The organism is Serratia sp. 22278, from assembly GCF_052045405.1.
GTDB classification, from domain to species: Bacteria; Pseudomonadota; Gammaproteobacteria; order Enterobacterales; family Enterobacteriaceae; genus Serratia; species Serratia marcescens.
On the sequence record NZ_JBQEOW010000003.1, the window covers coordinates 1 to 23,272 of the forward strand.

The 23,272-nt window shown below is 59.5% G+C and carries 20 protein-coding genes and 1 pseudogene; all 21 read right to left on the minus strand.

Annotated features, from left to right (window positions below):
* Window positions 1-76: 76 nt before the first annotated feature.
* Window positions 77-859, minus strand: a pseudogene (locus ACTJJ6_RS07350) (FHA domain-containing protein); the annotation flags it as partial.
* Window positions 860-1,339: 480 nt separating this feature from the next.
* Window positions 1,340-1,675 carry a T6SS amidase immunity protein Tai4 family protein gene (locus tag ACTJJ6_RS07355; protein ID WP_227255704.1) on the minus strand — a complete coding sequence of 112 codons (336 nt, stop codon included), beginning with the start codon at window positions 1,673-1,675 and terminating at the stop codon, window positions 1,340-1,342.
* A 69-nt stretch (window positions 1,676-1,744) separates the two neighbouring features.
* The gene (locus ACTJJ6_RS07360) at window positions 1,745-2,083 is read right to left on the minus strand and encodes a T6SS amidase immunity protein Tai4 family protein (RefSeq protein WP_227255705.1); all 339 of its coding nucleotides are present in this window, start codon (window positions 2,081-2,083) and stop codon (window positions 1,745-1,747) included.
* Between the two features lie 20 nt (window positions 2,084-2,103).
* Window positions 2,104-2,583, minus strand: a complete 480-nt coding sequence (locus ACTJJ6_RS07365; protein ID WP_089180537.1) for a type VI secretion system amidase effector protein Tae4 — start codon at window positions 2,581-2,583, stop codon at window positions 2,104-2,106.
* Between the two features lie 51 nt (window positions 2,584-2,634).
* Window positions 2,635-3,117, minus strand: coding sequence for an Hcp family type VI secretion system effector (locus ACTJJ6_RS07370; RefSeq protein WP_004961372.1), 483 nt, complete (start codon window positions 3,115-3,117; stop codon window positions 2,635-2,637).
* Window positions 3,118-3,421: 304 nt separating this feature from the next.
* Window positions 3,422-4,927 carry a type VI secretion system contractile sheath large subunit gene (tssC, locus tag ACTJJ6_RS07375; RefSeq protein WP_016927259.1) on the minus strand — a complete coding sequence of 502 codons (1,506 nt, stop codon included), beginning with the start codon at window positions 4,925-4,927 and terminating at the stop codon, window positions 3,422-3,424.
* Between the two features lie 3 nt (window positions 4,928-4,930).
* Window positions 4,931-5,467, minus strand: coding sequence for a type VI secretion system contractile sheath small subunit (gene tssB / locus ACTJJ6_RS07380; RefSeq protein WP_016927260.1), 537 nt, complete (start codon window positions 5,465-5,467; stop codon window positions 4,931-4,933).
* Between the two features lie 121 nt (window positions 5,468-5,588).
* Window positions 5,589-6,620, minus strand: a complete 1,032-nt coding sequence (gene tssA, locus ACTJJ6_RS07385; RefSeq protein WP_143778249.1) for a type VI secretion system protein TssA — start codon at window positions 6,618-6,620, stop codon at window positions 5,589-5,591.
* 23 nt (window positions 6,621-6,643) lie between these two features.
* Window positions 6,644-7,363: a type VI secretion system-associated protein TagF gene (gene tagF / locus ACTJJ6_RS07390; RefSeq protein ID WP_028128112.1), complete on the minus strand. Its 720-nt coding sequence runs from the start codon at window positions 7,361-7,363 to the stop codon at window positions 6,644-6,646.
* An 18-nt stretch (window positions 7,364-7,381) separates the two neighbouring features.
* Complete coding sequence (gene tssM, locus ACTJJ6_RS07395) at window positions 7,382-11,017, minus strand: type VI secretion system membrane subunit TssM (RefSeq protein WP_440803265.1); 3,636 nt, start codon at window positions 11,015-11,017, stop codon at window positions 7,382-7,384.
* Window positions 11,017-12,219, minus strand: coding sequence for a DotU family type VI secretion system protein (locus tag ACTJJ6_RS07400; RefSeq protein ID WP_016927264.1), 1,203 nt, complete (start codon window positions 12,217-12,219; stop codon window positions 11,017-11,019). The genes tssM and ACTJJ6_RS07400 overlap by 1 nt, the downstream gene beginning before the upstream one ends.
* Window positions 12,220-12,240: 21 nt before the next feature.
* The gene (gene tssK / locus ACTJJ6_RS07405) at window positions 12,241-13,587 is read right to left on the minus strand and encodes a type VI secretion system baseplate subunit TssK (RefSeq protein ID WP_028128110.1); all 1,347 of its coding nucleotides are present in this window, start codon (window positions 13,585-13,587) and stop codon (window positions 12,241-12,243) included.
* A 40-nt stretch (window positions 13,588-13,627) separates the two neighbouring features.
* Window positions 13,628-14,158 carry a type VI secretion system lipoprotein TssJ gene (gene tssJ / locus ACTJJ6_RS07410; RefSeq protein ID WP_042705419.1) on the minus strand — a complete coding sequence of 177 codons (531 nt, stop codon included), beginning with the start codon at window positions 14,156-14,158 and terminating at the stop codon, window positions 13,628-13,630.
* Window positions 14,159-14,187: 29 nt separating this feature from the next.
* A complete protein-coding gene (gene tagV / locus ACTJJ6_RS07415) occupies window positions 14,188-14,688 on the minus strand; it encodes a type VI secretion system accessory protein TagV (RefSeq protein ID WP_033632731.1) in 501 nt (166 codons plus the stop codon).
* Between the two features lie 48 nt (window positions 14,689-14,736).
* Window positions 14,737-15,129 carry a DUF4150 domain-containing protein gene (locus tag ACTJJ6_RS07420; RefSeq protein WP_004934933.1) on the minus strand — a complete coding sequence of 131 codons (393 nt, stop codon included), beginning with the start codon at window positions 15,127-15,129 and terminating at the stop codon, window positions 14,737-14,739.
* 16 nt (window positions 15,130-15,145) lie between these two features.
* On the minus strand, window positions 15,146-15,781 hold the full coding sequence (locus tag ACTJJ6_RS07425) for a DUF3540 domain-containing protein (RefSeq protein ID WP_016927268.1): 636 nt from the start codon (window positions 15,779-15,781) through the stop codon (window positions 15,146-15,148).
* Between the two features lie 30 nt (window positions 15,782-15,811).
* A complete protein-coding gene (locus ACTJJ6_RS07430; protein WP_440803261.1) occupies window positions 15,812-16,879 on the minus strand; it encodes a pentapeptide repeat-containing protein in 1,068 nt (355 codons plus the stop codon).
* Entirely contained in the window at window positions 16,876-19,428 is a 2,553-nt protein-coding gene (locus ACTJJ6_RS07435) for a DUF2169 domain-containing protein (RefSeq protein ID WP_440803259.1), read from the minus strand. The genes ACTJJ6_RS07430 and ACTJJ6_RS07435 overlap by 4 nt, the downstream gene beginning before the upstream one ends.
* 171 nt (window positions 19,429-19,599) lie before the next feature.
* Window positions 19,600-20,100, minus strand: coding sequence for a hypothetical protein (locus ACTJJ6_RS07440; protein WP_049299109.1), 501 nt, complete (start codon window positions 20,098-20,100; stop codon window positions 19,600-19,602).
* Window positions 20,101-20,186: 86 nt separating this feature from the next.
* Complete coding sequence (locus ACTJJ6_RS07445; RefSeq protein WP_016927272.1) at window positions 20,187-20,576, minus strand: DUF3592 domain-containing protein; 390 nt, start codon at window positions 20,574-20,576, stop codon at window positions 20,187-20,189.
* Window positions 20,577-20,586: 10 nt separating this feature from the next.
* Window positions 20,587-22,926, minus strand: coding sequence for a type VI secretion system Vgr family protein (locus ACTJJ6_RS07450; RefSeq protein WP_016927273.1), 2,340 nt, complete (start codon window positions 22,924-22,926; stop codon window positions 20,587-20,589).
* Window positions 22,927-23,272: the final 346 nt, after the last annotated feature.

Consider the following 23,272-nt stretch of genomic DNA (forward strand, 5'->3'; position numbering starts at 1 on the left):
GTCGAGAAAATAAAGCCCCCGCATTAGACGGGGGCGATCAATAAATCAACTCAGTGTTTGATGATATACATCGTTTGGATGAACCGCCGAACAGCGCCAGCGGATCCAACTCCTGCTCCGGTTGCTGCGCATTCCGGGCCGGAGTTGCCGGACGCGGCGGCGCAGCCTGCTCCGCCAGCAGCGCGCTGGGGGTGGTATCGGCCAGAATGTGTTCGCGTTCAAAAGTGGTGTCGGTGTTGAACAGCGCCGCCGGATCGGTTTGTTGCTGTTGCAGCTGGCGCAGATCGACCTCGCCCGCCAGCTGCGCCAGCGGATCGGCCGGGTTCAGCTCGCGAGCGGGGGTGTCCAACAGCGGATGGCTGTCTGGATTGGCGGCCGGCGGCGGCGTGACGGCGGCCGGCGCATTCGGCGTAAATTCTTCCACCAGGCTGTCCCAGATTTCGTTGGGGATTGGCGCGGCGGATTTTTCTTTGGCGGTGGCAGCAGGGGTCGCAGCAGCGGCAACAGCCTTGGCCACCGGTTGAGCCTGCGGCGCGGCGTGCTGTTGCAGCGCGCTGACTTCAATCTGGTAATCGTCGATACCGAGCACGTCGCCATCCTGCAGTTCAACCTGGCGGCCACGTTCCAGCGGAATGTCATTCAGCAGCACGCGGGTAACGTTGCCGCGGTTGGTGATGCGGCATTCGCCGTCAGCGGAAATATGCACAATCGCCTGCAGGCGGGAAATGGCGCGCTCTTCGTCCGGCAGCACCAGGTTGTTGTCCACGCTGCGGCCGATGGTGCCGCCCGGCGGCAGAAAATCGCAACTGCTCTGCGGCGGAACCTGGCCGCTTTTGTTTTTTACAATGGAAAATCGCATAAGGCATTCCTGCTGATGGGGATTGTAGACTGCTTTGGGCGTATGTTGATTTAGTCATCTAATCTGATGGCTAACTTCTATTCTTTTCTTTTTTGTAATAGGTGTTTTTTGGTAGTTGAGTTAAGTAGATAAAGGTAAATATCAAACTGCCATAATGTATAGAGTCATAGTCATTGTTGCCTAGTGGGTAGAAGAGATTAAGGAAATCATTCCCGTATGCAAAAATTGAGAGCTGTATGACACCCATAAAAACCACAATGAGACAGTTGAAAACAAAAAATGGATAATTGTGTTTGCGAGCCGATAATTTTTTTAAGTAATATAATGCCACTAACGTGATGAGTGACAATGAAAAATAGGAAAGTAAGAATCCATATGAGTAAGTTGATAGCGTGACGTCTGGAGTCATGTTAATAATCAATAAGTTTTAATTCTCTTGAGTTGATAACTTTATGAAATTGGATTCAACAATCCTGACTATTACTTAGAGTAACGTTCAAAAATGGTTTCAGCTTCACTGGCGTTCTGCAGTGAAAGACAATCTAAAGTATGGTAAGTCCCTTGAACTGAGCCTTGGCTATTTTTATTTGCGTACTGTTCAGCCAGTTTTTCACCTTGTTCAAATGCATCCATCGGCAGTTTACTCAATTCTAAATAGGCGGAAGCGGAACGGAAGGCGTCTTGCTTGGTTCTTTCTGAGTCAGTGGACTTCCCAATGCAGCGGCTGGTTAACCAATTTTTATAAAGTGCCTCTTGCGATAAAGCATTGAGCGAGTTTTCAGCAAGGACTACATGGCTTCCGAGCAGCAGAGACATTAAAAAGTACGTGTATCTTCTCATCCGAGATAACCTTTGATATGAGCCGTCGTTTGAGCAACTCTGATATCAGTTGTCGTCTTTTCCTTGGTATTTCTTGATGATGGCTTGCAGCTCTTGGCTGTGTACAAGATCGATGCACTTGGCCATCGTCATCGGCTCCCCTGACATACTGTCATAGGGCTTTGCCAGAAATTCTTTTGCCAGCGCCCTGACGGCGGTATGCGCTTCCAGAGAATAATCGCCGAATTCCGTGTAACCCCGAGCGGCGGCGGCGGCATCGTTTTTGACTTCTTTTGCTGAGTACCCCTCGGCGATGCAAACGCTAAGCGCGTAGTTTTTTAGGTACTCTTCGGGGGTATAGGTTTCTTTGGCTTGAGCCGATTGAATACATCCCAAAAATATCATGCTTGCAACACACAGGGATTTTATTTTAGTAACCATATAGATGCCTCGCTGGATTTTGGAAAGTAACAATGATCTGAGCAGGTTGTACCGTTCCATAATGTTGCGTGTCCGCTGGCATCATTCCATCCTGGAACAGTGAAAACCAATATCCCTTTGTCTTTTGAAAAATCACTAGGGGTAGGGTTTTTAATCGTTTTATCAGGTTTGCCGAACTTATAATTCAAAAAGTTAATAATATCTCTGACGCGATAAATGTACCAATTTTTATCTTTGCCTGAAACGGTCTTCCACGCTCCTCGTTCAACTTTAAAACCAGAATAATTGAGCGTGTAACTCATGCGTATTGCGCAGGCATTGGTGAATCCTTGCAATGGGTCATTGACGCCAAGCTCAATGTTAAGACCTACATTTCCACCTATCTTTTTGCCAACGTCAGTAATATCTACGTTGATTTCGCTAAATCGTTGCCACGCTTGCTGGAATGAAGGGCGACTCATTATAACGTCCTCTGTTGATAGATGCCCCTAATCAGGGGCATCTGTGCGGGAAGATTAAGCTTCGCGGTTTTCCTTGATGTTCCAACCTGCGCTGCTTTCGGCGCCTTTGCCGCCTTTGTCGCTCTGCTCCCAGTATTGCTGTTTCACTTTCGCCGCCTGGAAGGAGTAGGTGACGCCCACGGTGTCTTCGCCGCCTGCACCAGTGTACTGCACGGCGGTGACCAGCACGTCGTCCAGGGTGATTTTAACGTACTCAACCTGAGTACCGCCCGCCTTGCAGACAGACAACTCAACCTTGGTCAGGTGCTTACCGCTGGAGCAGTGCTTCAGCAGCGCCGGGGTTGACTTGTCGACCAGCGCGTTGACGTGCAGATCGTTGAAGCACACTTTACCGGCGCCGCCGCCGCCGCCAACGCCCATATTGCCCGGTTGAGAAGCGCCCCAGGAGAAAGAAGTAATGTCGGTCCAGCCTTTGTGATTCGAATCTTTAGATTCGCCGCTGGCACCTTCAACTTTCAGGAACATATCAATAGCCATAGTTTCTTCACTCTTTATTAAGGGTTAACAGTAGTATTAACGTTACGTTGAAAAACTCAGGTAATAGCAGCAGGAATTGCAAGTGTGGTAATGCATTACCAATTTATATCCTTGTGCCATGCACCTTCTTAAATACCGAAAACTATCGGTACGGGTTACCGAGCCACTATTAAGTGCTAATGGCTCAATGCTTAATTATTTCGCGTTATCTTGATTCCACGTGCGATCCGGGTTTTCTGCGATAGGCTGACGATGAGGTTGATGTATCAGCCAGGCCGCACTACCGCGGCCTGACTTCAGCCCATCAGGACGCGTCGTTTTGTTTCAGCGAAGGCAGCTTCGACACCAGGCGCAGGGAGACGGTCAGACCTTCCAGCTGGTAGTGCGGGCGCAGGAAGAACTTGGCGCTGTAATAGCCTGGGTTGTCTTCGATCTCTTCCACCTGCACTTCCGCCGCGGCCAGCGGTTTGCGCGACTTGGTTTCCTGCGAGGAGTTGGCCGGATCGCCGTCCACGTAGTTCATGATCCAGTCGTTCAGCCAGCGCTCCATGTCGTCGCGCTCGCGGAAGGAACCAATTTTGTCGCGCACGATGCACTTCAGGTAATGAGCAAAGCGGCAGCAGGCGAACAGATACGGCAGGCGCGCGGAAAGCTGGGCGTTGGCGGAGGCGTCGGCGTCGTAGTATTCCGCCGGCTTCTGCAGCGACTGCGCGCCGATAAAGGCGGCGAAGTCGGAGTTTTTGCGGTGCACCAGCGGCATAAAGCCGTTTTTGGCCAGCTCGGCTTCGCGGCGGTCGCTGATGGCGATCTCGGTCGGGCACTTCATGTCCACGCCGCCGTCGTCGCTCGGGAAGGTGTGGCACGGCAGGTTTTCCACCGCGCCGCCGGACTCCACCCCGCGAATGGCGGTGCACCAGCCGAACTCTTTGAACGAACGGTTGATGTTGGCGGCCATGGCGTAGGCGGCGTTGGTCCAGGTGTAGTTGCCGTGGGTCGCGCCGTCGGTGTCTTCTTCGAAGTCAAACTCGTCCACCGGGTTGGTGCGGATGCCGTACGGCAGGCGCGCCAGGAAGCGCGGCATCACCAGCCCCAGGTAGCGCGCGTCTTCCGACTCACGCAGGCTGCGCCAGGCGGCGTACTCGGTGTTCTGGAAAATCTTGGTCAGATCGCGCGGGTTGGAGAGCTCCTGCCAGGACTCCATCTGCATCACGCTCGGCGCGGTGCCGGCGATGAACGGGCAGTGCGAGGCGGCGCCGATCTTGGCCATTTCGCCCAGCAGCTCCACGTCCTGCGGGCTGTGATCGAAGTAGTAGTCGCCCACCAGGCAGCCGAACGGTTCGCCGCCGAACTGGCCATACTCTTCTTCGTAGACTTTCTTGAAGATCGGGCTCTGATCCCAGCCCACACCTTTATAGCGCTTCAGCGTGCGGCCCAGCTCCTGCTTGGAAATGCTCATGAAGCGGATCTTCAGCATCTCGTCGGTTTCAGAGTTGTTGACCAGGTAGTGCAGGCCGTGCCACGCGCCTTCCAGCTTCTGGAAATCGTCGTGGTGAATGATCTGGTTGATCTGCTGCGACAGCTTTTCGTCGATTTCCGCGATCAGCGCCTGGATGGTGCGGTAGGCGTCGGAAGAAACGGTGACGGTATTTTCCAGCGCCTGCTGCGCCAGGGTTTTCACCGCGTTCTCAACTGCTTCTTTGGCCTGATCGGTCTTTGGCCGGAACTCTTTGTTCAACAGCGCGCTGAATTCATCGCTGGAAAAAGTCTCGGTGGTTTGCAACGCATTCTGTTGCTGAGGCGAGTTGCTCATCGATTAATCCTCACGCTCGTTGTTGTCATCGTTAACCGCCGGCTTCGGCGCGTCGGTCAGGGATTGCAGCAGCGCCGGGTTTTGCAGGATCTTGGAGATCAGCTCTTCGGCGCCGTTCTTGCCGTCCATGTAGGACAGCAGGTTGGAAAGCTGGGTGCGCGCATCCAGCAGATTGTCCAGCGCGTCGACCTTGCGGGCGATAGCGGCGGGGGAGAAGTCTTCCATGCTTTCGAAGGTCAGATCGATGTTCAGCTTGCCTTCGCCGGTCAGGGTGTTGTCAACCTGGTAAGCGACGCGCGGTTTCAGCGACTTCATACGCTCGTCGAAGTTGTCGACGTCGATTTCCATGAATTTGCGTTCTTCCACGCTGGCTTGCGGATCGACCGCTTTCCCCACCAGATCCGCCATCACGCCCATTACGAACGGCAGCTGGATTTTGCGCTCTGCGCCATAAATTTCGACATCGTATTCAATCTGTACGCGCGGCGCGCGGTTGCGGGCGATGAATTTCTGCCCGCTGCGGGATTTCGAGTTTGACATGATTTACTCCATCTAATGGCGATTGGGAACGCGCCTCGTCCGGCTGGGAGAGTCAGGTTCTGATTCGGGTCTGCGCAGGGGCAGACGGTATCGGATGCGTCAAGAGAACAAAGGTCGGCGGCTAGCTGTTCTCCTCGTTGTCGGGGCGACCGAGAATGGTCTCCAGTTGGTTAAGCCCATCGGGCGCCAAATCGCGGACGATTTGCATAAAGTCCAGCGTAATCAACCGCTGGACCCGATCGATCATCAGCGGCGCCGGGTGGCTCGGCTCATGAAGACGAAAATAATTTTTCACCTTATCCAGCATCAACTGGGCATCGTCGCGCGACTGGATCTGCGCGCTGCGCCAGTTGAGCGGGGCAGTGGCGCTCTGTACGGCGGCAGGTTGCTGCATGGCCGCCGTTTCAGGCGTCGCGTCCGCTTCGGCGGCGGCGGGCACCTCGCTCTGGCCGGCGAGCGCCACCAGAGAAAACACCTTGGTCAGCGCGCTCATTTCCGGCAGCGCGCTTTCCCCCAGATGGCGGGTGACTTCGCTGCGGATGGCGGCCAGGGTGTTGGCGATGTGCATCACCAGCGCGCCTTCGGGGCGATCCTGCTGCGCCAGTTCATCCTGCAGCCGCGCGCGGCCGCCGGGAAAGTTGGGGCACTCCTGCTTGCTGCCGTCGAGCAGGGCGCCGGCATCGCGCAGCGAGATTTCTCCGGCGGCGCTTTTCAGCAGCGGGGCGGCGCGCACGCTGGCGGCCAGCGCGGCCTTGTCGCCAAGGTCGGCCAGCGCGTTGATGCGAAACAGCGGGTCGGCTTCCCCATCGAACTCCAGCGGCGGCTGCAGGGTGTCCCAGTAACGGGTCATCGACTGATGGACCAGCGTCAGCCCGTCGGCGTAGCCCGGCAACCCGCGCAGCTGGGTCCAGGCGCGGGTGAGATACAGCATGACGCGCAGGTCTTTGGTGCGCGTCAGCAGCGAGGTCGCGAGGCGCTCGACCTGCACCCAGTCCGGCGCTTCTTCCGGAATGATGGTGCTGCCGAACTGTTGTTCGGCCTTGCCGGTGGCGGCTTGTTCCATCGCCAGAAAGTCGGCGTCGTATTCCAGGTTGTCGCCGCAGGGATTGTCCGCGTCAACCGGGGCCAGCAGGGTATCGGTATCGATAGCCATAAAATTTCCTTCAACGAACGATGTTAATCAAACATTTGCGGGTACTGGCCGCCGCGGCCGGGGCGCGCCCAGCCGTTGGGCTCGAACAGCAGTGAAAACAGCTGCACGGTGAGGTTGCCGCTGTGCACGTGGGTGTAGAGCGGGTGTCCGTCTGCCTGATTGGTCCACCAGAAGCTGGTGTACTGCGCCGGATCGAAGCAGTCGGCGGCCTGTTGCCAGCCGAGGCCCGGCACGTCCGGATGCTGGAAACCGATAATCGACAATATTTCGGAATCCGCTTCCGCCGGCGGGCTGGGTAGCGCCGGGATCGCCTGCAACGCGCGGTCAATTTGCTCGGCGGAGAAACCGTTGCGCACGCCGTTCAGCAGGGTATGACCGAGCTGTTGGTACCAACTCGCCGCCATGTTCAACTGTTGCGATCGCCAATCCTGCTGGCTGAACAGGCGCAGCGCGCAGATCGGGTAGCGCCGCCCGACGCGGTCGCGCGCCGGCAGCAGGCAGCCCATCTGCACGTACTGGCTGCCGAGCGTGGCGGGGATCACGAAGTTCCACACCGGCGCGTTGCTGAATGGGTGATCGTTAGGCCCTTGCGCATCGCGCTGCAAATTCACCAGCCCGTTATGGAACCAGTGGGCCCAGTTGTTGACCACCGGATCGGGCAAGCGGCGTTGCAGGAAATCGCCGGCGGAGGGGAGTTTGCCGTACCAGCCAATGCTCGTCGGGGCGCTTGAATCAGTGCTCATGGTCATGTCCTTTCGGGGCTACGGGCACGAGAAGGCCGGCAGTTGGAACGGATTGCGGATGCTGTTGGGCGTAAACTCCAGCGTGACGCGGTGGCCGTCGAGATTGAAGGTCGCCTGACGGCCGAGGCCGGCGGTGCCCGACGATTGCGCCATGTCCACCAGACGGTTCAGCGCCCACGGCCCGCTGGTCACCAGACTGGCCGTGGTGCCGTTGGCCAGCGCCAGCTGCAGATGCACCTGGTTGGTATTGCGGGTGCCCGGCCAACTGACCACCAGCGGCACCTGCGGGCCGTGGCTGTATTTGAACAGCTGCCCGTCGATATCCAGCGTCAGGTTGAGGATGTCGTTATCCATCCGCACCGGCCGCACGGTCACGCGGTAAGAGGGCGTCGCGGTGCCGTTGGCGAAAAAGGCGTCGCGGATGCGCTGCGCCTGCTGGAACGAGCGCAGGATGCCTTCGCCGCCGGGCAGTGTCTTGCCGTCCACGCCGGGGGTGAAACGCCAGTTGGCGCGGGTGGTGTCGACCTTGCCCTGCAGGTTGTCGCGGAAGAAGCTGTCCATCAGCCCGCTGTTCGGCGCGAACATGCGCGCCAAATCGTCCGGCGTCACTTCCTGGCGCGCCCGGGCCACCAGCGGATAACGCCCGGCGATCGCCTGGCGACAGAAGCTGCCGACCTCGAAGCTGATGCGTTTTTTCACGTTCTCCATCTCTTTGCGCTGGGTGTCGCTGCTGGCGCCGATCGCCAGCGACAGCAGCATCTGTTTGAACGGCACCGGCAAGCGGCCGGACTCGGCCTGCAGGCGTGGGATGATGTCGCTCGGCGGCGCCGACATGCCGCTGTTGGCCGCGCCTTGCACCGCCGTCAGGTAGCTGTACAGCTCATCGACCTGTTTCAGCACGCTGTCGAAAGGGATCGCCTTATTGCCTTCGCCCTGGCTTTGCGCCAGCTCCAGCAGCGGCGCGAAGTGCGCCATCACCAGCTGTTCCGGTTGGGCCGACACGTCGCCGTCGGCGTTGGCCGGCCGGTTGGTGAACAGCGCCTCCAGCGTGCGGTTGGCGTTTTGATTCAGCCTGTCTTCGGTTTTGGCCAGCAGCGAGCGGGAATCGGCGTCGCTTTTCTCGTCGCGCAGGGTGACGTTTTTGCTGACGTTGACCAGCAGGTTGCGCATCGGCGACGGATTGCCGGACAACAGGCGCGCGCTGCTGATGCGCTGGGTCAGGTTGCCGATGTTGGCCAGTTGGATATCCCCCAGCAGCTCATCCCAGGCGCTGATGAAATCCTGCATGTACAGCTGGCGGATGGTCTTGGTCAAATCGGCGCTCTTCTGCTCCGGCGTCTGGCTGTTCAACACCCAGACGTCTTCCTTGCGCAGGGTGTCGGTCACCGGGTCGATGTTGTCGTTGAACGCTTTCCAGTACCCTTGTGAGGTGAACAGGCCCGGCACGCCGTCGGTGACCGGTTTGCCGCTTTTGCGGCTGAACGCCAGCTCGGTTTGCGGGCCGGCCAAATCGACCAGGCTGACCGGCTTGATGTCGGTCTGTTTCAGCAGCAGGCGCTTGAGGCGGCCATAGACGCGCTGCGACAGCGGCGCCCGGTTGATGGCGGCCTGCGCCTGCGCCACCAGCTGTTCGTCTTTGGCGTAGGGCGAGGCCTGGATCTGCGCATCCAGCAGTTGGCTCAGGTGCCATTCGATCTGTTGCAGCTGTTTTTGGGTGCTGCCCTGCGGCAGGTTGCGCTGCAGGTTGAGCATCACCCAGGCGCGCAGGAATTTGCCGTCGTACTGCTTCGGCAGATACAGCATCTGGTAGGCCTTCAATGCTTCATAGCTGAAGTCCGCGTCGCCGTGGTTATCGTTGCGCAGCGTGGTGGCGATCTGTTGCGCCACCTGCGGCAGCAGCAGCTCTTTCAGCGCTTTTTGGTACAGGGCATTGCCGGCGTCACCGACCTGATCGCCGCGGAACAGCCCCATGCGGTAGGTGAACGGCGGATCGTCCAGCGAAAAGTTCTGGCTGTCCGGCAGGTGCAGCAGGCTGTTGAGGAACGGCAGCAGCGAGAACATGTCGCCGTTGCCCACCTGCGTCAGGTTTTGTCCCTGGCGCTCGACGCCGGGCACCTTGGCGGCCACTTCCGCCAGATAGGCCTTGTTGTTGCCATAGCTGGTGAACCAGAGCATCGCCAGCACCGCCAGGACCACCGCCAGCGCGATGTAACCCGCCCAGTGCAGGGCGCGGTTGCGGTATTCCCACCAGCGGTTGCTGCCCGCCAGCCCGGACTCCTGGAAGACCACCGATTCCAGCGTCTCTTTCAGGAAGAAGCTCTGGCCCTTGGCCGCCGGGATTGGCGTTTCTTGGCCCACGCTGTCCCAGGCGGTGTTGGCCTGCGCCCCTGAGTTTGCCGTTGGCAGCTGCAGGTAGCGGTTCAGCTCGCCCATCACTCGGTCGAACGGCAGGCCTTCCTGGGTGCCGCTGGTGAAATAGATGCCGCGCGGGGTAAAGCGGGTTTCAAAACTGGAGGTAACGAACACCTGATCCAGATAGTGGCTCAGCAGCGGGCGCAGCGCGGCGAATTCTTGCGGGAACAGGTAGCTTTCGGCGCGCTGGCGCGCGTCGTGTTCCATCAGCAGCGTATCCGGCAGCGCCGCGTCCAACCGCTGTTGCAACAGGGCGTAGTGCTGTTCGAAGGCGGCGTTCAGGTTGAAGTCCGGCTGCCGCGAGCGCTCGTAAGGGAAGGTGAACCCCCAGATCTGGTCGCGCTGCGCTTTGTCGAAGCTGCCGAAATAGGCCATAAAGCCGTTGAGCAGGTCGGTTTTGGTCACCAGCACATAGACCGGGAAGTGAATGCCCAGCTGTTCATGCAGTTCGATCAGGCGTTTGCGCAGCGCGCTGGCCTGGGCGGCGCGCGCTTCGGCGCTGTCGCTCAGCAGATCGGCGACGCTGATGGTGACCATCACGCCGTTGATTGGCTGGCGGGTGCGATATTTTTTCAGCAGCGCGACGAAGCTTTGCCATTCGCCGGCGTCTTCTTCGCGCTGGCTTTCCTGGGTGGTGTAGCGGCCAGCGGTGTCGAGCAGCACGGCGTCGTTGGTAAACCACCAGTCGCAGTTGCGGGTGCCGCCCACGCCGCGCAGCGCGGATTTGCCGAAGCGATCCGCCAGCGGGAAGTGCAGGCCGGAATTGACCAGCGCGGTGGTTTTGCCGGCGCCGGGCGCGCCGATGATCACATACCACGGCAGCTGGTAGAGGTATTGGCGGCTAAAGCGGGTCATCCAGCGGTGTTTGCCGTCGCCCTGGCCCGGTGCGAAGCGCGCCTTTTTCAGCAGCTGCGCCGCTTCGTCGAAGCGCTGCGCTAGCTGATCGTCTTGTTTAACCTCGGGCTTGCCGTCTTCCGCCGGCACCGTTTCGGCGGCGCGCAGGTTGCTCAGCAGGCGGCTGTTGAACCAGGCGCTGTAGAGGCGCGGGATCAGGCGGCACAGGAACCAGATCAGGTAGATGACGCCAATGGCGATCTGGCGGTTGAGTTCCGGCTCCAGCGGGCGATAGTCGCCGATGGCCACCAGCGGGCCGATCATCCAGATGATGAACGCCAGCGCGGTAATGCCGACAAAGCCCCACAGCAGGCGGCTGGTGATGATGGAGAATAACGTACTGAGCATTACTTTCCGGTTCCTTGCGGCAAGCCGTTGATTTCCGCCTGGGTGTTTTCCGGGGCGACCAACAGCGTAATTTCTACCCGGCGGTTCAACGCGCGGTTCACTTTGTTATCGTTCGGCGCGACGGGGTTGCTCTCGCCGCGGCCCTCGGCCTTGACCCGCTGCGGGTTGGCGAGGTGTTTTTGCAAGCGGGCGCTGACCGCTTCGGCGCGCGCCAGCGACAGCTCCCAGTTGGAGGCGAAACGGGCGCTGCGGATCGGCACGTTGTCGCTGTAGCCGGTGACCAGGATCTTGCCGCTGACGCCGTTCATGGCGGCGGCGATGCGGTCGATGACCGGGATATAGTTGGCGCGCACCGTGGTGGCGGCGGAGTCGAACAGCCCGTCGCCTTTCAGGATCACCACGCTTTGCTGCGCTTCGTCGCGCACCACCACCAACCCTTCGGCGATCTCTTTGCGCAGGAAGCTTTTCAGGCTCAGCGTCGGCGGCGCGGCCGGCGCCGGGTTACCGATCGCCACCTGCGGCAGATTGGTTTGGTAAATCGCCGCCAGCACCGGGCTGGTGTTGTCGCCCAGCCGCCAGTTGAGGGCGATAAACAGCAGCGAAGCCAGGAAGCCGGTCAGCGCCACGCAGGCCCACAGCGGCACCAGCGGGCGCCACAGTTTTTGCTGTACCGGCAGATCCAGTGCATGAGGCGACAGGGGAGGGGCGTAGCCGCCGCGCACCGTCCGGATCAGCTGCAGCAGACGCTGTTTCATGGTTTCCAGCTGAGAACGGCCGTTTTCCATGACCCGATAGCGGCCTTCAAAGCCCAGCAGCAGGCAATAATTGATCAGCTCCAGCAGGTTGATGTGCTCACGCGGGCTCTGCGACAGCTTGGCCAGCAGCTGGAAAAACTTTTCGCCGCCCCAGGTTTCGTTATGGAAGGTCACCAGCAGCCCGCTGCCGGACCACACGCTGTTGCTGCCCCACGGGGTCAGCGCCGCCGCTTCATCCAGCGCGGTGCACAGGCAATAACGCGCGCCGATGATCACTTCGTACGGCAGATTGGCGCGTTGGCCGCGGATCTCGAAGCGGCGCATTTCGTCGATCAGCTGTTGGCGCAGCTGCGCCGGGTTGGCGTGCGTAGCCGACTGGCGGATCTGCGAAATGGCGTTCAGCAGCGGGTTGGCGGCGTCCACCAGCGGATTGGCCGCCGGCGCCATGCTATTTTCCTGAGTCATAGGTTACCGGTCCGTATGGCTGCGAATCGCCCAAAATTCCATGTCCAGCCCCGGGAACTCGCCGGCCAGGTGCAGGGCGAAGGCGCTGGATTTTTCCATCTGTTTCCACAGGTCGCCGCCTTTTTCCAGCTCGAAATAGGTGTAGCCGGCGTGATAGGGGATCTGACGCGGCGCGGCGGGCATGGTGCGCAGGCCGATGCCCGGCAGCTGCAGCTGCACCAGATCGCGGATGCGCGTGACCGGGGCGATCTTCATCTGCGCCGGGAAGTGGGTCAGCAACACCTCGGCGGCAACGTCGGCGCGCACCGCCAACACGAAGCCGAAGTCGCGCATCATTTTGGCGTCCTGCACGGTGGCGACGTTCAGCCCGTGGGATCGTTCGACCAGGGTCAGCTGAATGGCGTTGTCTTCCAGCACCACCGACAATCCTTGACGCAGCAACAGCATCAGCTTGCCGAAGCACAGCGCCAGGTTGTCGTGGTCGTACACCGGCAGGCGGCCTTCCGGGGTGCGCTGCGCCGAGAAGCTGGCGAGCTCGGTGGCGAACTGCAGCCAATCGGCGAACAGGCGCTCCGGGTGCAGATGGTCGAGGTGATAGGCGTGACTCACCTGGCCGAGATGGCGGTTGATCAGCTGCAGCAGCATGAAATCGACCATTTCGGAACTGCCGCCGCGCCCCGGCTGCAGCAGGCGCTGGCTCATCTGCTGGCTGCGCTGTTGCAGCAGGCCCTGCAGATCGTTGATGAAGGTCTTCAGTACCGGGTTGCCCTGGCAGTTCAGCATCGGCGGGATCTGTGCGGTATCGAGACGCAGGCTGTTGTCGCCGCGCTTTTCCAGCACGCGGGTAACGCCGAGCGCCGTCCATTCGGCGTTGAGTTCACTCTCCAGCATCAGCCGCAGGCGCAGGCGGCCAAATTGCAGCGCCGCGCTGCCCACCGAGACGGCATTAAGATCGTCGACTTCGTTCTCGTAAGCCAGATAGCGCGCCAGCGCCTCCGGGCTTTCCTGAAAGATCACGTCTTCACGCCCTGCGCGGTAAGTCGGCAGGGCCAGCACCACGTTTTCACCGGTCTTGTTTTCGGCGATGCTCAGCGGCGCGGGCGCCTGCTGGGCGCCGGCAAAGCGAAACGGCGTGCCGTCCGGCATGATGCCGCTGGCGGCGTTGAGCGCAATCTTGCCCTGGCGCAGCAGCGTTTGGTCCAGATCCAGGGTGAGGAACCCCCAGAAACAGCCGCTGTGGGCCTGACCCCAGTTGCGCATATAGCCTTCGAGATAGTTTTCCGCCTGCTGGAAATGGTGAGGGCGCAAAAACATCCCCTCAGTCCAGACAACCTTATGAGCATCTTTCATCATCACACCTATAGTTACTTCGCTTCAGCGCAGCGGTAGGTCAGTCGACCTTTTTTACGGGACGCAGGCCATTCACGCCCGCGACGATATGCGCTTCCAGCTCATCCGGCGAGAATTGCCATACCTTGTAGAAATTGGTTTCGGTGGGCTCCGGCAGCGGCAGCGAAATGCGCCAGGTCTTGCCGTCCAGGTTTTGATACTCGGCGATTACGCCGATGTAACGTGCGTCCAACGCGCTTTGCCCGCCGAGCGTCTTGCCGGTCTGGCCCGGCGTCAGGAAGAACTGATCGCTGTCCAGCAGGCTATTGCCGAGCACGCTTTTGGCGTCGTTTTGCAGACTGAAGAAGTCGGCATCCATGAATTCCGCATCCGAACGCAGCAGCAGCACGCGAATTTTTATCGGCGCCGGTTGCGCGCCGGCGGCGGCGTTGACCTGGCGATCGGCATCGAACACCAGGCTGTAGCGCGACGGCACGCTTTTGGCGGAAGACATGCAGCCGCCGAGCGCCAACGCGCCCAGCAGCAGAAACAGCATCCCGCACCAGCGGGAAGCGATAGGGGTCGTCATCATGGGAATCTCGTCGCCCGCAGGCGTACTGACTACTGGAGGATCCAGGTGGCTGAGCCGGCGTTTTTACACGCCTTGCTGTCGCCGCCGACTTTGACGCAGTCCTGTTTGGCGGCGCGCGCGCGGCGCGGCAGATCTTTGCGCAGCGTCGATTTGTAGCGCGCTTCCGGCACGCCGGCGTTGGCCTGGATATAACCCACCAGATCGCCGCCGCGGATGGCGGAGATCGCCAGCCAATTGTTTTCCACTTCGCCCAGCGCGTAGAACGCGGCGGCGTTGTCCAGGCTGCCGACGGCGGTGCCGGTATAATCGGGGCTGCTCATGATGCTGGCGGCGTACAGACTGCGGTATTCCTCACCGATCGGTTTGAACTGTTTCGGCGCGCTCACCGCGGCGCGGTGCTTTAGCGTGACGCCATTGACTTCACTGCTGACGATGGCGTCGTTATTGAGCGCCGGCGGCGGTGGCGGCGGGGTGGAGCAACCGGCAAGCGTCAGGGCGGTCAGCAGCGTCAGGGTAATCCGTGTTTTCACAATGTCCTCTTCTTCTTGATTGAATGGCTGTGTAATAAGGCGCCGTCATCAGGGCGCAAGCAGCAACACTTTTAATTGGCTCGGCACGATGCGCATGCCGAGCGCGTTGGTGGAATTCTGCAGGCTGAGGCTGGTCAGCCGGGTGGCCGGGGTGCCTTTGAGCAGCACGGTAAAGGCGCCGGTCAGGTGGCGGGACGGCCCCATCACCGTCCCGGAAGCGACCCCGGTGGCCACGCCGGGGTTGTCGCCGTTGGTCAGCGGCGTCACCGTCGCCATGTTGTGCGCCGGGGTGCCGACGAACAGAATATTGAATGCGTTCGGGATGGCGGTCGGCGCGAGGGCGATATCCGGGTAGGGCACGGGCACCGGCGCCGGGCTTGGCGTCAGACAGACGTCGGGAAACGCCAGGTCCACGCCGATCATTTGGCTGTTGGCAAACATAAAAGGCCTCCGCAGGTTATCCGACGTGGATTTGTTCCGAATCCAGCTTGGTGATGTCTTTCGAGGTAATCAGCGTGTTGCGGGCATGAATGCGGGCGTAATCTTCCGCCTGGTAATCCAGCTGCCCGGCGCGCACGTGCTCGGTTTGGCGCACTTTGCGGAACAGCGAATGGCTGATCTGGCTGACTGAATGCCACAGCGACTCGCAGCGTTTGCCGACCAGGCGGCTGAGGCTGACGAAGGCCGACAGCTCTTCGCCGCTGTATTTCATCTTGTCGACGTGGCAGTCGCCGCTGTTCGCCTGCAGCGTCATGGCGTCGCCGCTCAGGTTCAGCGCCTGCGCGCCGTGCAGCGACAGCGAACCGTTCGGCGTTTCAATCTGCAGATCGCCTGCGACGCAGAGCCGCGCCGCGTTTTGCGGTTCCGCACGTTCGAGGACGGCGATCGCCCACAGCTGGTGGCCGCAGCCGGCGACCAGCACGTTATCGCCGAGGGCCGGCGTCAGCAGGCAGCTCGCCGCCCGGCGGCAATGCCAGCCGCGGCCTTCGCACTCCACCACCAGGCTGCCGTCCGGCAATAGATTGACGATCTGGCCGGCGGCCTGCTGGGGCGGTGCGATGTTGACGGCGCGAGTTGTGTTGGCAACGCTCATGGTGATCCCCTCGTGAAGTGGTCAATGCATTCAGATTCGGCTCTGGCGCTGTGCGCTCCAGGTTTCAGCGGCGTACAGCTCTTCGTCGCTCTCGAGGATCCCGCTGCGATCGCCCCAGCGTGTTTGCTGCTGGTGGGCGCGGTGCATGCGGGTGCGCATAAAACGCGCGCGCCGGAAATCGGCGGCGCCGATGTCGGCGTAACAGAAGTCGGCGTAGGTCAGGTCGCTGTCGCTGAAATCACAGCGCGCCGCGCGGCTGCGCTGGAACACGCATTGATACAGGCGCGCCTGGCTAAAGTTGGCGGCGTCCAGTGTCGCTTCGCTGAAGATCGCCTGATCGAACTGCCCGCTGCGGCACTGCGCGTGGGTCAGATTGGCCTCCAGCCACAGTGACTGCTGCGCTTGCACACCCGTCAGGTTGGCGCGCCGCAGTGAAGCGCCCTTGAAATTGCTCTGGCGCAACGTCGCCTGGCTGAAATCGACGTCGTCCAGTTGGTTATCGGTAAACTGGCAGGCGATGAGGCGCTGCCCGGCGTAACTTTTGCCACGGTGGTCACATTCGAAAAACGTGACGCGGTCGAAATCAACCCCTTCAAACCTTGTTTCACAGAGATTTAATCGAAAGAATGTGACAAGTGACAGCCTCGTATGGCTTAAATCTGCGCCGTCGAGCGGGCTTTCGTAAAAGGTGGTGCGATCGTGCTGAGTGGCGGAAAAATTCGCGCCGGCCAATTGGCATGACATCCAGTGGCTTTGGTTGAGCGACAGCCGGCTAAAGTCGCTCTGTTCAAGCCGGCAGTCGTTGAACATCGTCAGTTCGATATGGCTCTCGCTGAAGCGGCCGCCCGCCATGGCGCACTGATTGAAGGCCGTTTGCTTCAGGTTCGCCCGCGCAAATTGAGCGTGTTCGAGCCGGCAATCGCTGAAGACGCTGTCGCGCAGATCGCAATCGGAGAAGTTCACGCCGTTCAGGTTCAGTTCGTTGAACATGCCGCCGGCCAAATCCATACCGGCGAATGACAGGCCGTGCAAATCCTCACCGGCAATCAGCTCGCCGCGTTTCACGCGCTGGCGTATCTGCTCAGGTTTTGACGTCATACTTCCTTCCCGTTGTGGCGAGGCAATGTTTTCACCCTGGCGGTATAGGCACCGTCGAGTCGGGTCGCCTGATCCACTTGCGACTGCGACAAATCGGCCCGGAACAGATTGGTGCCCTGCAGGTCGGCGCCTGACAGCACGCATTTTTGCAGGATCGCCGCGATGAAATTGGCGTCGCGCAGGTTGGCCTGGGACAGATCGCAGCGAATGAACAGGCTGCCGCTGCCGTTGGCCTGACGGAAATCGGCCTCGTTCAGCCGGGCTTCCGACAGGTCGCAGTTGTCGAGGCGCGCGCGGTTGAAATTCGCCCGCTGCAACGGCATCTGGCGCAAATTGCACTGGTTCAGCGTCGCGTCGCTGAAATCCGCCTGCGGCAACAGCGTCTTGGCCGCGAAGGCGCAGGCGGTGAGGCGTGCGGCGCGGAAGCTGAGGCTTTGCGTCTCGGTATCAACCCAGGCGCAGCTCTCTAGCCGCGCCCGATCGAAGTTCACCGCCAGCAGCCGGCATTTGACGAAGCTGACTTTGTCGAGCCGGGCGTGGCTGAATGTCAGCTGCTCCAGTTGCAGCTCCATCAGCGTAATGTTGGCCAGCGTGGCGCGGTTGAAGTCACACTGCCCGAGCAGGGTTTCGTATCCCAGCAAGTCGCGTAACGACGCCATCGTGAAATCGCAGCGTTGAAACAACGTTTGCTGAATGTTGGTTTCGTGCAACCGCGCGCCGCCGAAATCCGTCGCTTCGCATTTCGCCAGGGCCAAGGAGGCGTGGCTCAAATCGGCCTGCTGTAAGACGGCGCCGCTGAGATCGGCGCGCGCCAACATCGCCTCGCGAAGATCGCAACCCACCAATTGGGTTTGGCGCAGATCGGCGTTTTCCAGCAAAGCGCCGCGCAAGTTAGCCTGGCAGAGCTCCATGCCGGACAGATCGGCGCCGGTGAGATCAAGACCGCTGAGATCTTTATCGCGCAGCATGGCGGCGGCGACGCGTTGGCGAATGATTTGCGCCAGATCGCCACGCAAACGCAGTGCAGGGCTTTGCGCCTGCGCCGACATTAAATACATTTGATGCAGCGCGCGCTCGCTTTCCCCACGCTGTTTAGCGCTAAACGCGTCGGGATGGCGGCGCGCCTCCTGGAACAGCAGATCGCGTTGCTGCTGGTAGCTTTCCGCACCGGATGGCGGCACGTGATCCCCACCGGGGTTGAGCGGGTCGATGCCCTCGGCTTGCGTCAGCTTGAGCATGTCCTGATACTGCGCCTCGGCCTGGTTTTCCAGACGCTCGACGAATTCGGCGAGCTGGTCAAGCTTCGGCGGCGCCTCTTGCGACGGGCGCGGGAAAAGTTCATCGATGTCTTGCCCCTCGCGCAGCAGACGCTGGCGATGCTCTTCGCGTTGCTGGTGCTCGTAGGCGGCGATATTTTCCGCCATCGGGCTTTGCTGCGTCGGCGTTTCCGTATCCAGCCAGGCGCCGATGCACGCCTCCGGCAGCAACTCTTGTTCACGAAAAGCGTGCAGAGCACCCCGTTCTTTATCCAGCCGCTGGGCCAACACCTGCCGATAATGCGCGGCGGAGCGGGGCTCGCCTTCGGTTTCCAGGGCCGGCATCAGCTGCATCACGTCGGCGGCATCGTCTTCATTGATGCGTGTGCTGCCCTGATAAATCAGCAGCATCTGTTCCCGATGTGGGAAGAACCAGACGGTGGTGTGGCGCATCGCGATCTCTTCGAAATGCGTTTCGCCGCCGCGCAGCCGGTTGATGAAGCAGCGCGCGCGCCACGGCGGCAAATGCCCTTGCTGCACCGGTTCTGAAGGGTGCATGTTCCAAATCCGATAGGCGGCCCGGGGCGGCAAGCTGTCGCGTTGAGGAAACTGCTGATCGCTTTCCGCCATGTTGAACAGGCGCCAGTCGATATCGTTGGCGAAGCCGGGAAAGCCGTTTTTCAACCAGTCGGCGTCGTAGTTTTTGCCGATGCGGGAGAAGCGGCGCGGCCAGGTGATATCCAACGCGTCAAAGCTTGCCGGTTGCGCGCTTTGCCGAGAAGACGCAAGGCGCCCCTGCAGGGGTTCAACATTGGGTAGGCGATGGATGCGGCCTTGCGGAAATGTTTCTGGGGTGGCGCCGATGCCGTGCGGATTATCGGCGAACTGTGCGCCGCCGTAAGCCCGGCGCCAGTCCAGACGCATCTCTGCAAAAGGGAGGGGAGTAGAGGGGCGATCGTTGATCCAATGGCGATCGCCGAAAACCACCAGCGTTTTTTCCAGCGAATCAAGCTGGATCTTCACGGCGCAAGCGGTTTTGTCTTGTTGATGATGGGTGTAGGCGTTGCCGGTGGCGAGAAACTCCGCGCAGGCTTTTGGGATAGCCAAATCGAGCACGCCGCCGCTCAACGTGAGTTCGTCGGCGGCCAACTGCCACAACTCCGGTTCGGGACGCAGGCGCGGGGCTGCCCCCATGTCGGCCAAGGCCAAAACGGAAACGCCCAGATGGTTTTGCCCTTGCCAAGAGAAGGGTCGATGAAGCGCGCTGAGGCGCAGAGGTTTTACGACTTTCATTGTGTGTGTAAAGCTTCCTGTGGATATCAGCCGGCAGCCAGGCTGCTTGCTCAAAAACAATCCGTTTTTCGGTTTAATAGATATCAGGCTATGTCACAACAGATGAAGAAAACGATACGGCGTTCAGAGCCGATCGCCAATGCGGGGAGCGCCCCGCTTCGAAATGGATGATCAAGAGGACAGTGCGTTGTCCTTTCCGCTTATTCCACGAGCCAGCAGCACGGCCGCCACGGACAACGCCGCGGCGATCGCCTTGGCGATCAATTGGCCGGCGCTCTCCAGGTGATAGGGCGCAAAGAAGCCGACGTCGGCGGTGCCCAGGATCAGCAGCGCGGCGAGCGCCGCAAAACAGGGCAGCTCTATCGCCAGCGCCAGGCGGCCGGTGGGCGCCGCACCCAGGTAACTCATCAAAAAGCCGGGAAAAATCAGCAATCCGATCAGTTCTGCGGGGGCATTCACCGCAGACATCACCTGCTGGTTGTATTTCAGGAGCGCCAGCATCAGCGCGACAAAGATCAGCAGCCGCAAAGGCAACGTGACCGCTCGGTTGGCCGACAAGAAGGTTTTGCCGATCGCAGCGAGCAATACGCAGCCAACCAGGATGCCAAAGAAGGTAAACAGGATTTGTCCCCAGAGGCTGTCCTGCGTCGAAAAGGCAATGAACGTGCCCATCGTGACACTTCCTTATGCAAGGTGATTTCGCGAACTGATGAACGATAAGCCGTTTCGGATCGCGTGATTGAAGGGATGCTTTTCGCTCAAAGCCGGGAAAGCTCTTCGATCACCGCTTTTTTGGGATTCTTCGGATCGTACTTTATCGCGATGAAATGGCCCGGCTGATAACGCGGCAGATCCACGACGCTGATCGGGCCTTTCGCCACGGCCGTACGGTTTTTCCCGTCTTGGGCGATGTACTTGACTTCGACTTCGCAGACCGGCCGATTCCCGTCCCACAGGTTGGTCTGGCGAATGCTGACGATTTGCCCTGAGGCGGAAATACCGTTCTCCATCACGCTGAGGGAAGAACCGATATGTTTGAAATAACCCCAGATATCGACCGTGATGAATTTGAAAAAGCCCACCAGGCTGAGAATGGGAGCCAATAAAATCAAACCGATAACGGTGAAAACATTTTTGGCCTTCGACATGGGTGTCCCTTTACAAGAAGATCGCCAGCGCCTTGGTGCTCAATCGTAAGGCACCGTTGGTCACCAGCGCGCCAAGCTGTGTGAACGTCATGGGATCATTACTGAGCTTGAAATTGGTTTTGCTGATCGACAGCGGGTTGTGCGAAATATCGAGCATCGTGTGTTTCAGGCTGGCCCCTGTCAACGCAAGATTTGAACCGTAAAAGGCGAAGTTGGCCCCGGTCGCCACCCATTTCAAGCCGTGGCAGTTGTCTTTCCAGCTCGGTGTTTGCACCGATACGCCGTCGCTGCTGGTGATATTGATCGTTTTCGCTTTGATGGTCAGCGTGCCGGTGATCGTTGTGCTCTGATCGTTTTTGTAGGTCTCGGTGACATTCCCGGTTACGGTGGCGGTTTGGCCGCCGCCTTTAATCGTCAATTCCTGCCCGCCGGCGGAGATGGTGGTGTGCTGCCCGCCGGAAGTGATGTTGACCGTTTGCCCTTGTTTGATGGTGCTGGTTTGTTGCCCCTCGGTAATGTCGAGGGTCTGGTTGCCTTTGACCGTGACATGCTGGGTTTGCGTAATGTTTTGCGTCTGCGCGCCGTCGAGCTTGAAGGACTGATTGCCGGTGATGTCGATTTTATCGCCGCCGTCGATAATCGTCAGGTCGCGGCCGCCTTTGATGTTCACCGTCTGATGAGCGTTCAGGTTAGCGGTTTCCAGCCCATTGACCGTCGTGGTGCGTTTCGCTTTGTACAGGAACGTGGCGTCGCCGGTGACGGTGTCGTCCTGCTGGCGACCGATGATGGTGGTGCGACTGCCGTCAATATTGACGTTCTTGTCGTTTTCCACCGTCATGTTCATGTTGCGTTCGGCGTGCATGTCGAAAGATTCGTTGCCGGGCGCATCTTCCAGGAACAGGAAGCTGGCATTGTCGGCGCCGCCGCCTTTACTGCGGCTCATAAAGCCCATTTTGGTGGCGTCGCCGGGCAGATCCCACGGCGGCATGCTGTCTTCGTTGTAAACGCGGCCGGTGATGATGGGGCGATCCGGATCGCCGTTGATAAAGTCGACCACCACTTCTTCACCGACGCGCGGGATCTGGATCCCGCCGTATTTCCAGCCGGCCCAGGCGCTGGAGACGCGCACCCAGCAGGAGCTGGTTTCGTTGCCGCTGCCGTGGCGATCCCAACGGAACTTGAGTTTCACCCGGCCATATTTATCGGTCCAGATGCTTTCGCCTTCCGGGCCCACCACTTCGGCAGTTTGCGGGCCATGGGTTTTCGGCCAGGGCGTGGTGCGCGCCGGGCGCCAATTGATGTCCGCCGGAACGACCTGAAATTCGGTTCGCTGCTCGCCGACGTCGTTATCGTTGCTGGCGTAGCTGTTTTCCTGCATGAAGTAATGCGCGCTGACCACCAGGTAGGCGCGGTTGTCTTCCATACGCGGCGCCTGGGTCAGTTGAAAACGGTAGCCGGGCGCAATGCCCTGCGAATTGCCTTCGCCGCTCATCTGCTCATGCTGCGCTTCGAACTCCTGTTGGCGAACCTTGACGTAAAACTGGCCATGGGCGTGATCGGTATAACGGCCGGGCCAGTCGAACACCTCGGCTTTGTCCTGCGCGAACGAGGCGGGATTTTGCCGGGCTTCCAGCAACCGCGCGCGCGGCTTGCGAAAATCGTAGTCATCCAGGCTATACAGGCTGGGCGTGATGGCGTCAGAAACGCTCCAGCTATTGATGCTGTCTTTGTTTTCCACCAGGCCGCCTTCCGCGAGCTGATAGGGAATGCTGGCGTAGCCGGCGAGTTCCTGATGCGCCGCCGGCGCGTCAGCCAGCACCAGCGTATGGCCGTCTTGCTGGTGCGTGAAATAGTAATAGATGCCTTCGTGTTCCATCAGACGGCTGATGAAATCGAAATCGCTCTCCTGGTACTGCACGCAGTACCCCCAGATGCGGTAGTCGTAACTCAGGCGGTTATCGATTTTCACCTGATACTGCCCCAGCACCTGAGTCAGGATGTCGGGAACGGTCTTTTCCTGGTAGATGCGAAAATCGCGGTTTTGCGTCAGATACCACAGCGTGGGGCGCAGCACGGCGCGGTAGATATAGTAACGGTTGCCGCCGGCTTCTCGTCCAGAGAGGGTCATGCGCGTGATATTGCCGTTGAGATAACGCGGCGCCAACGGATTGCCCCGCAGCTCCAGCGTGATTTTTTGTCCCAGCAGCGCTTTCAGATCGAGCCGATTGTCGGGGCTGAGCAGCTCGACGTCGAATTCGAACAGGCCGGCCAGTTTTTCCTCACCGGAAAGGCTTCTGAACAACAGCTGATGGGCGGGCAAAGGCGTGTGCGCAATGATAAGACGATCCATACTATTCCCCGGTTTAGGCATAGCTACCGCACGAGAATTGACGCGCGATCCCGATGGCGTATCTGTCACGAATGGAGACAGGAACTGACGAAAGATTTAACAAAGTTTACACAAAGGCACGATTTGTGCAGTCTACAATAGAGCACTGCATTTGCAAAATAGCCTTGTGGATCAATGCTCAATTCGTTAACTTGCTCACGATCTTGTTTTTTATCATTTAAAACATATGGATGCGGGTAGATCATTTTTTATCTCAAATTATTGGGTAATTGGTCATACCAAAAAATAAATGTGTAACACATAAGTCAACGTGCTTATAAAACAACTCTTTTTTTACGTAAAAAAA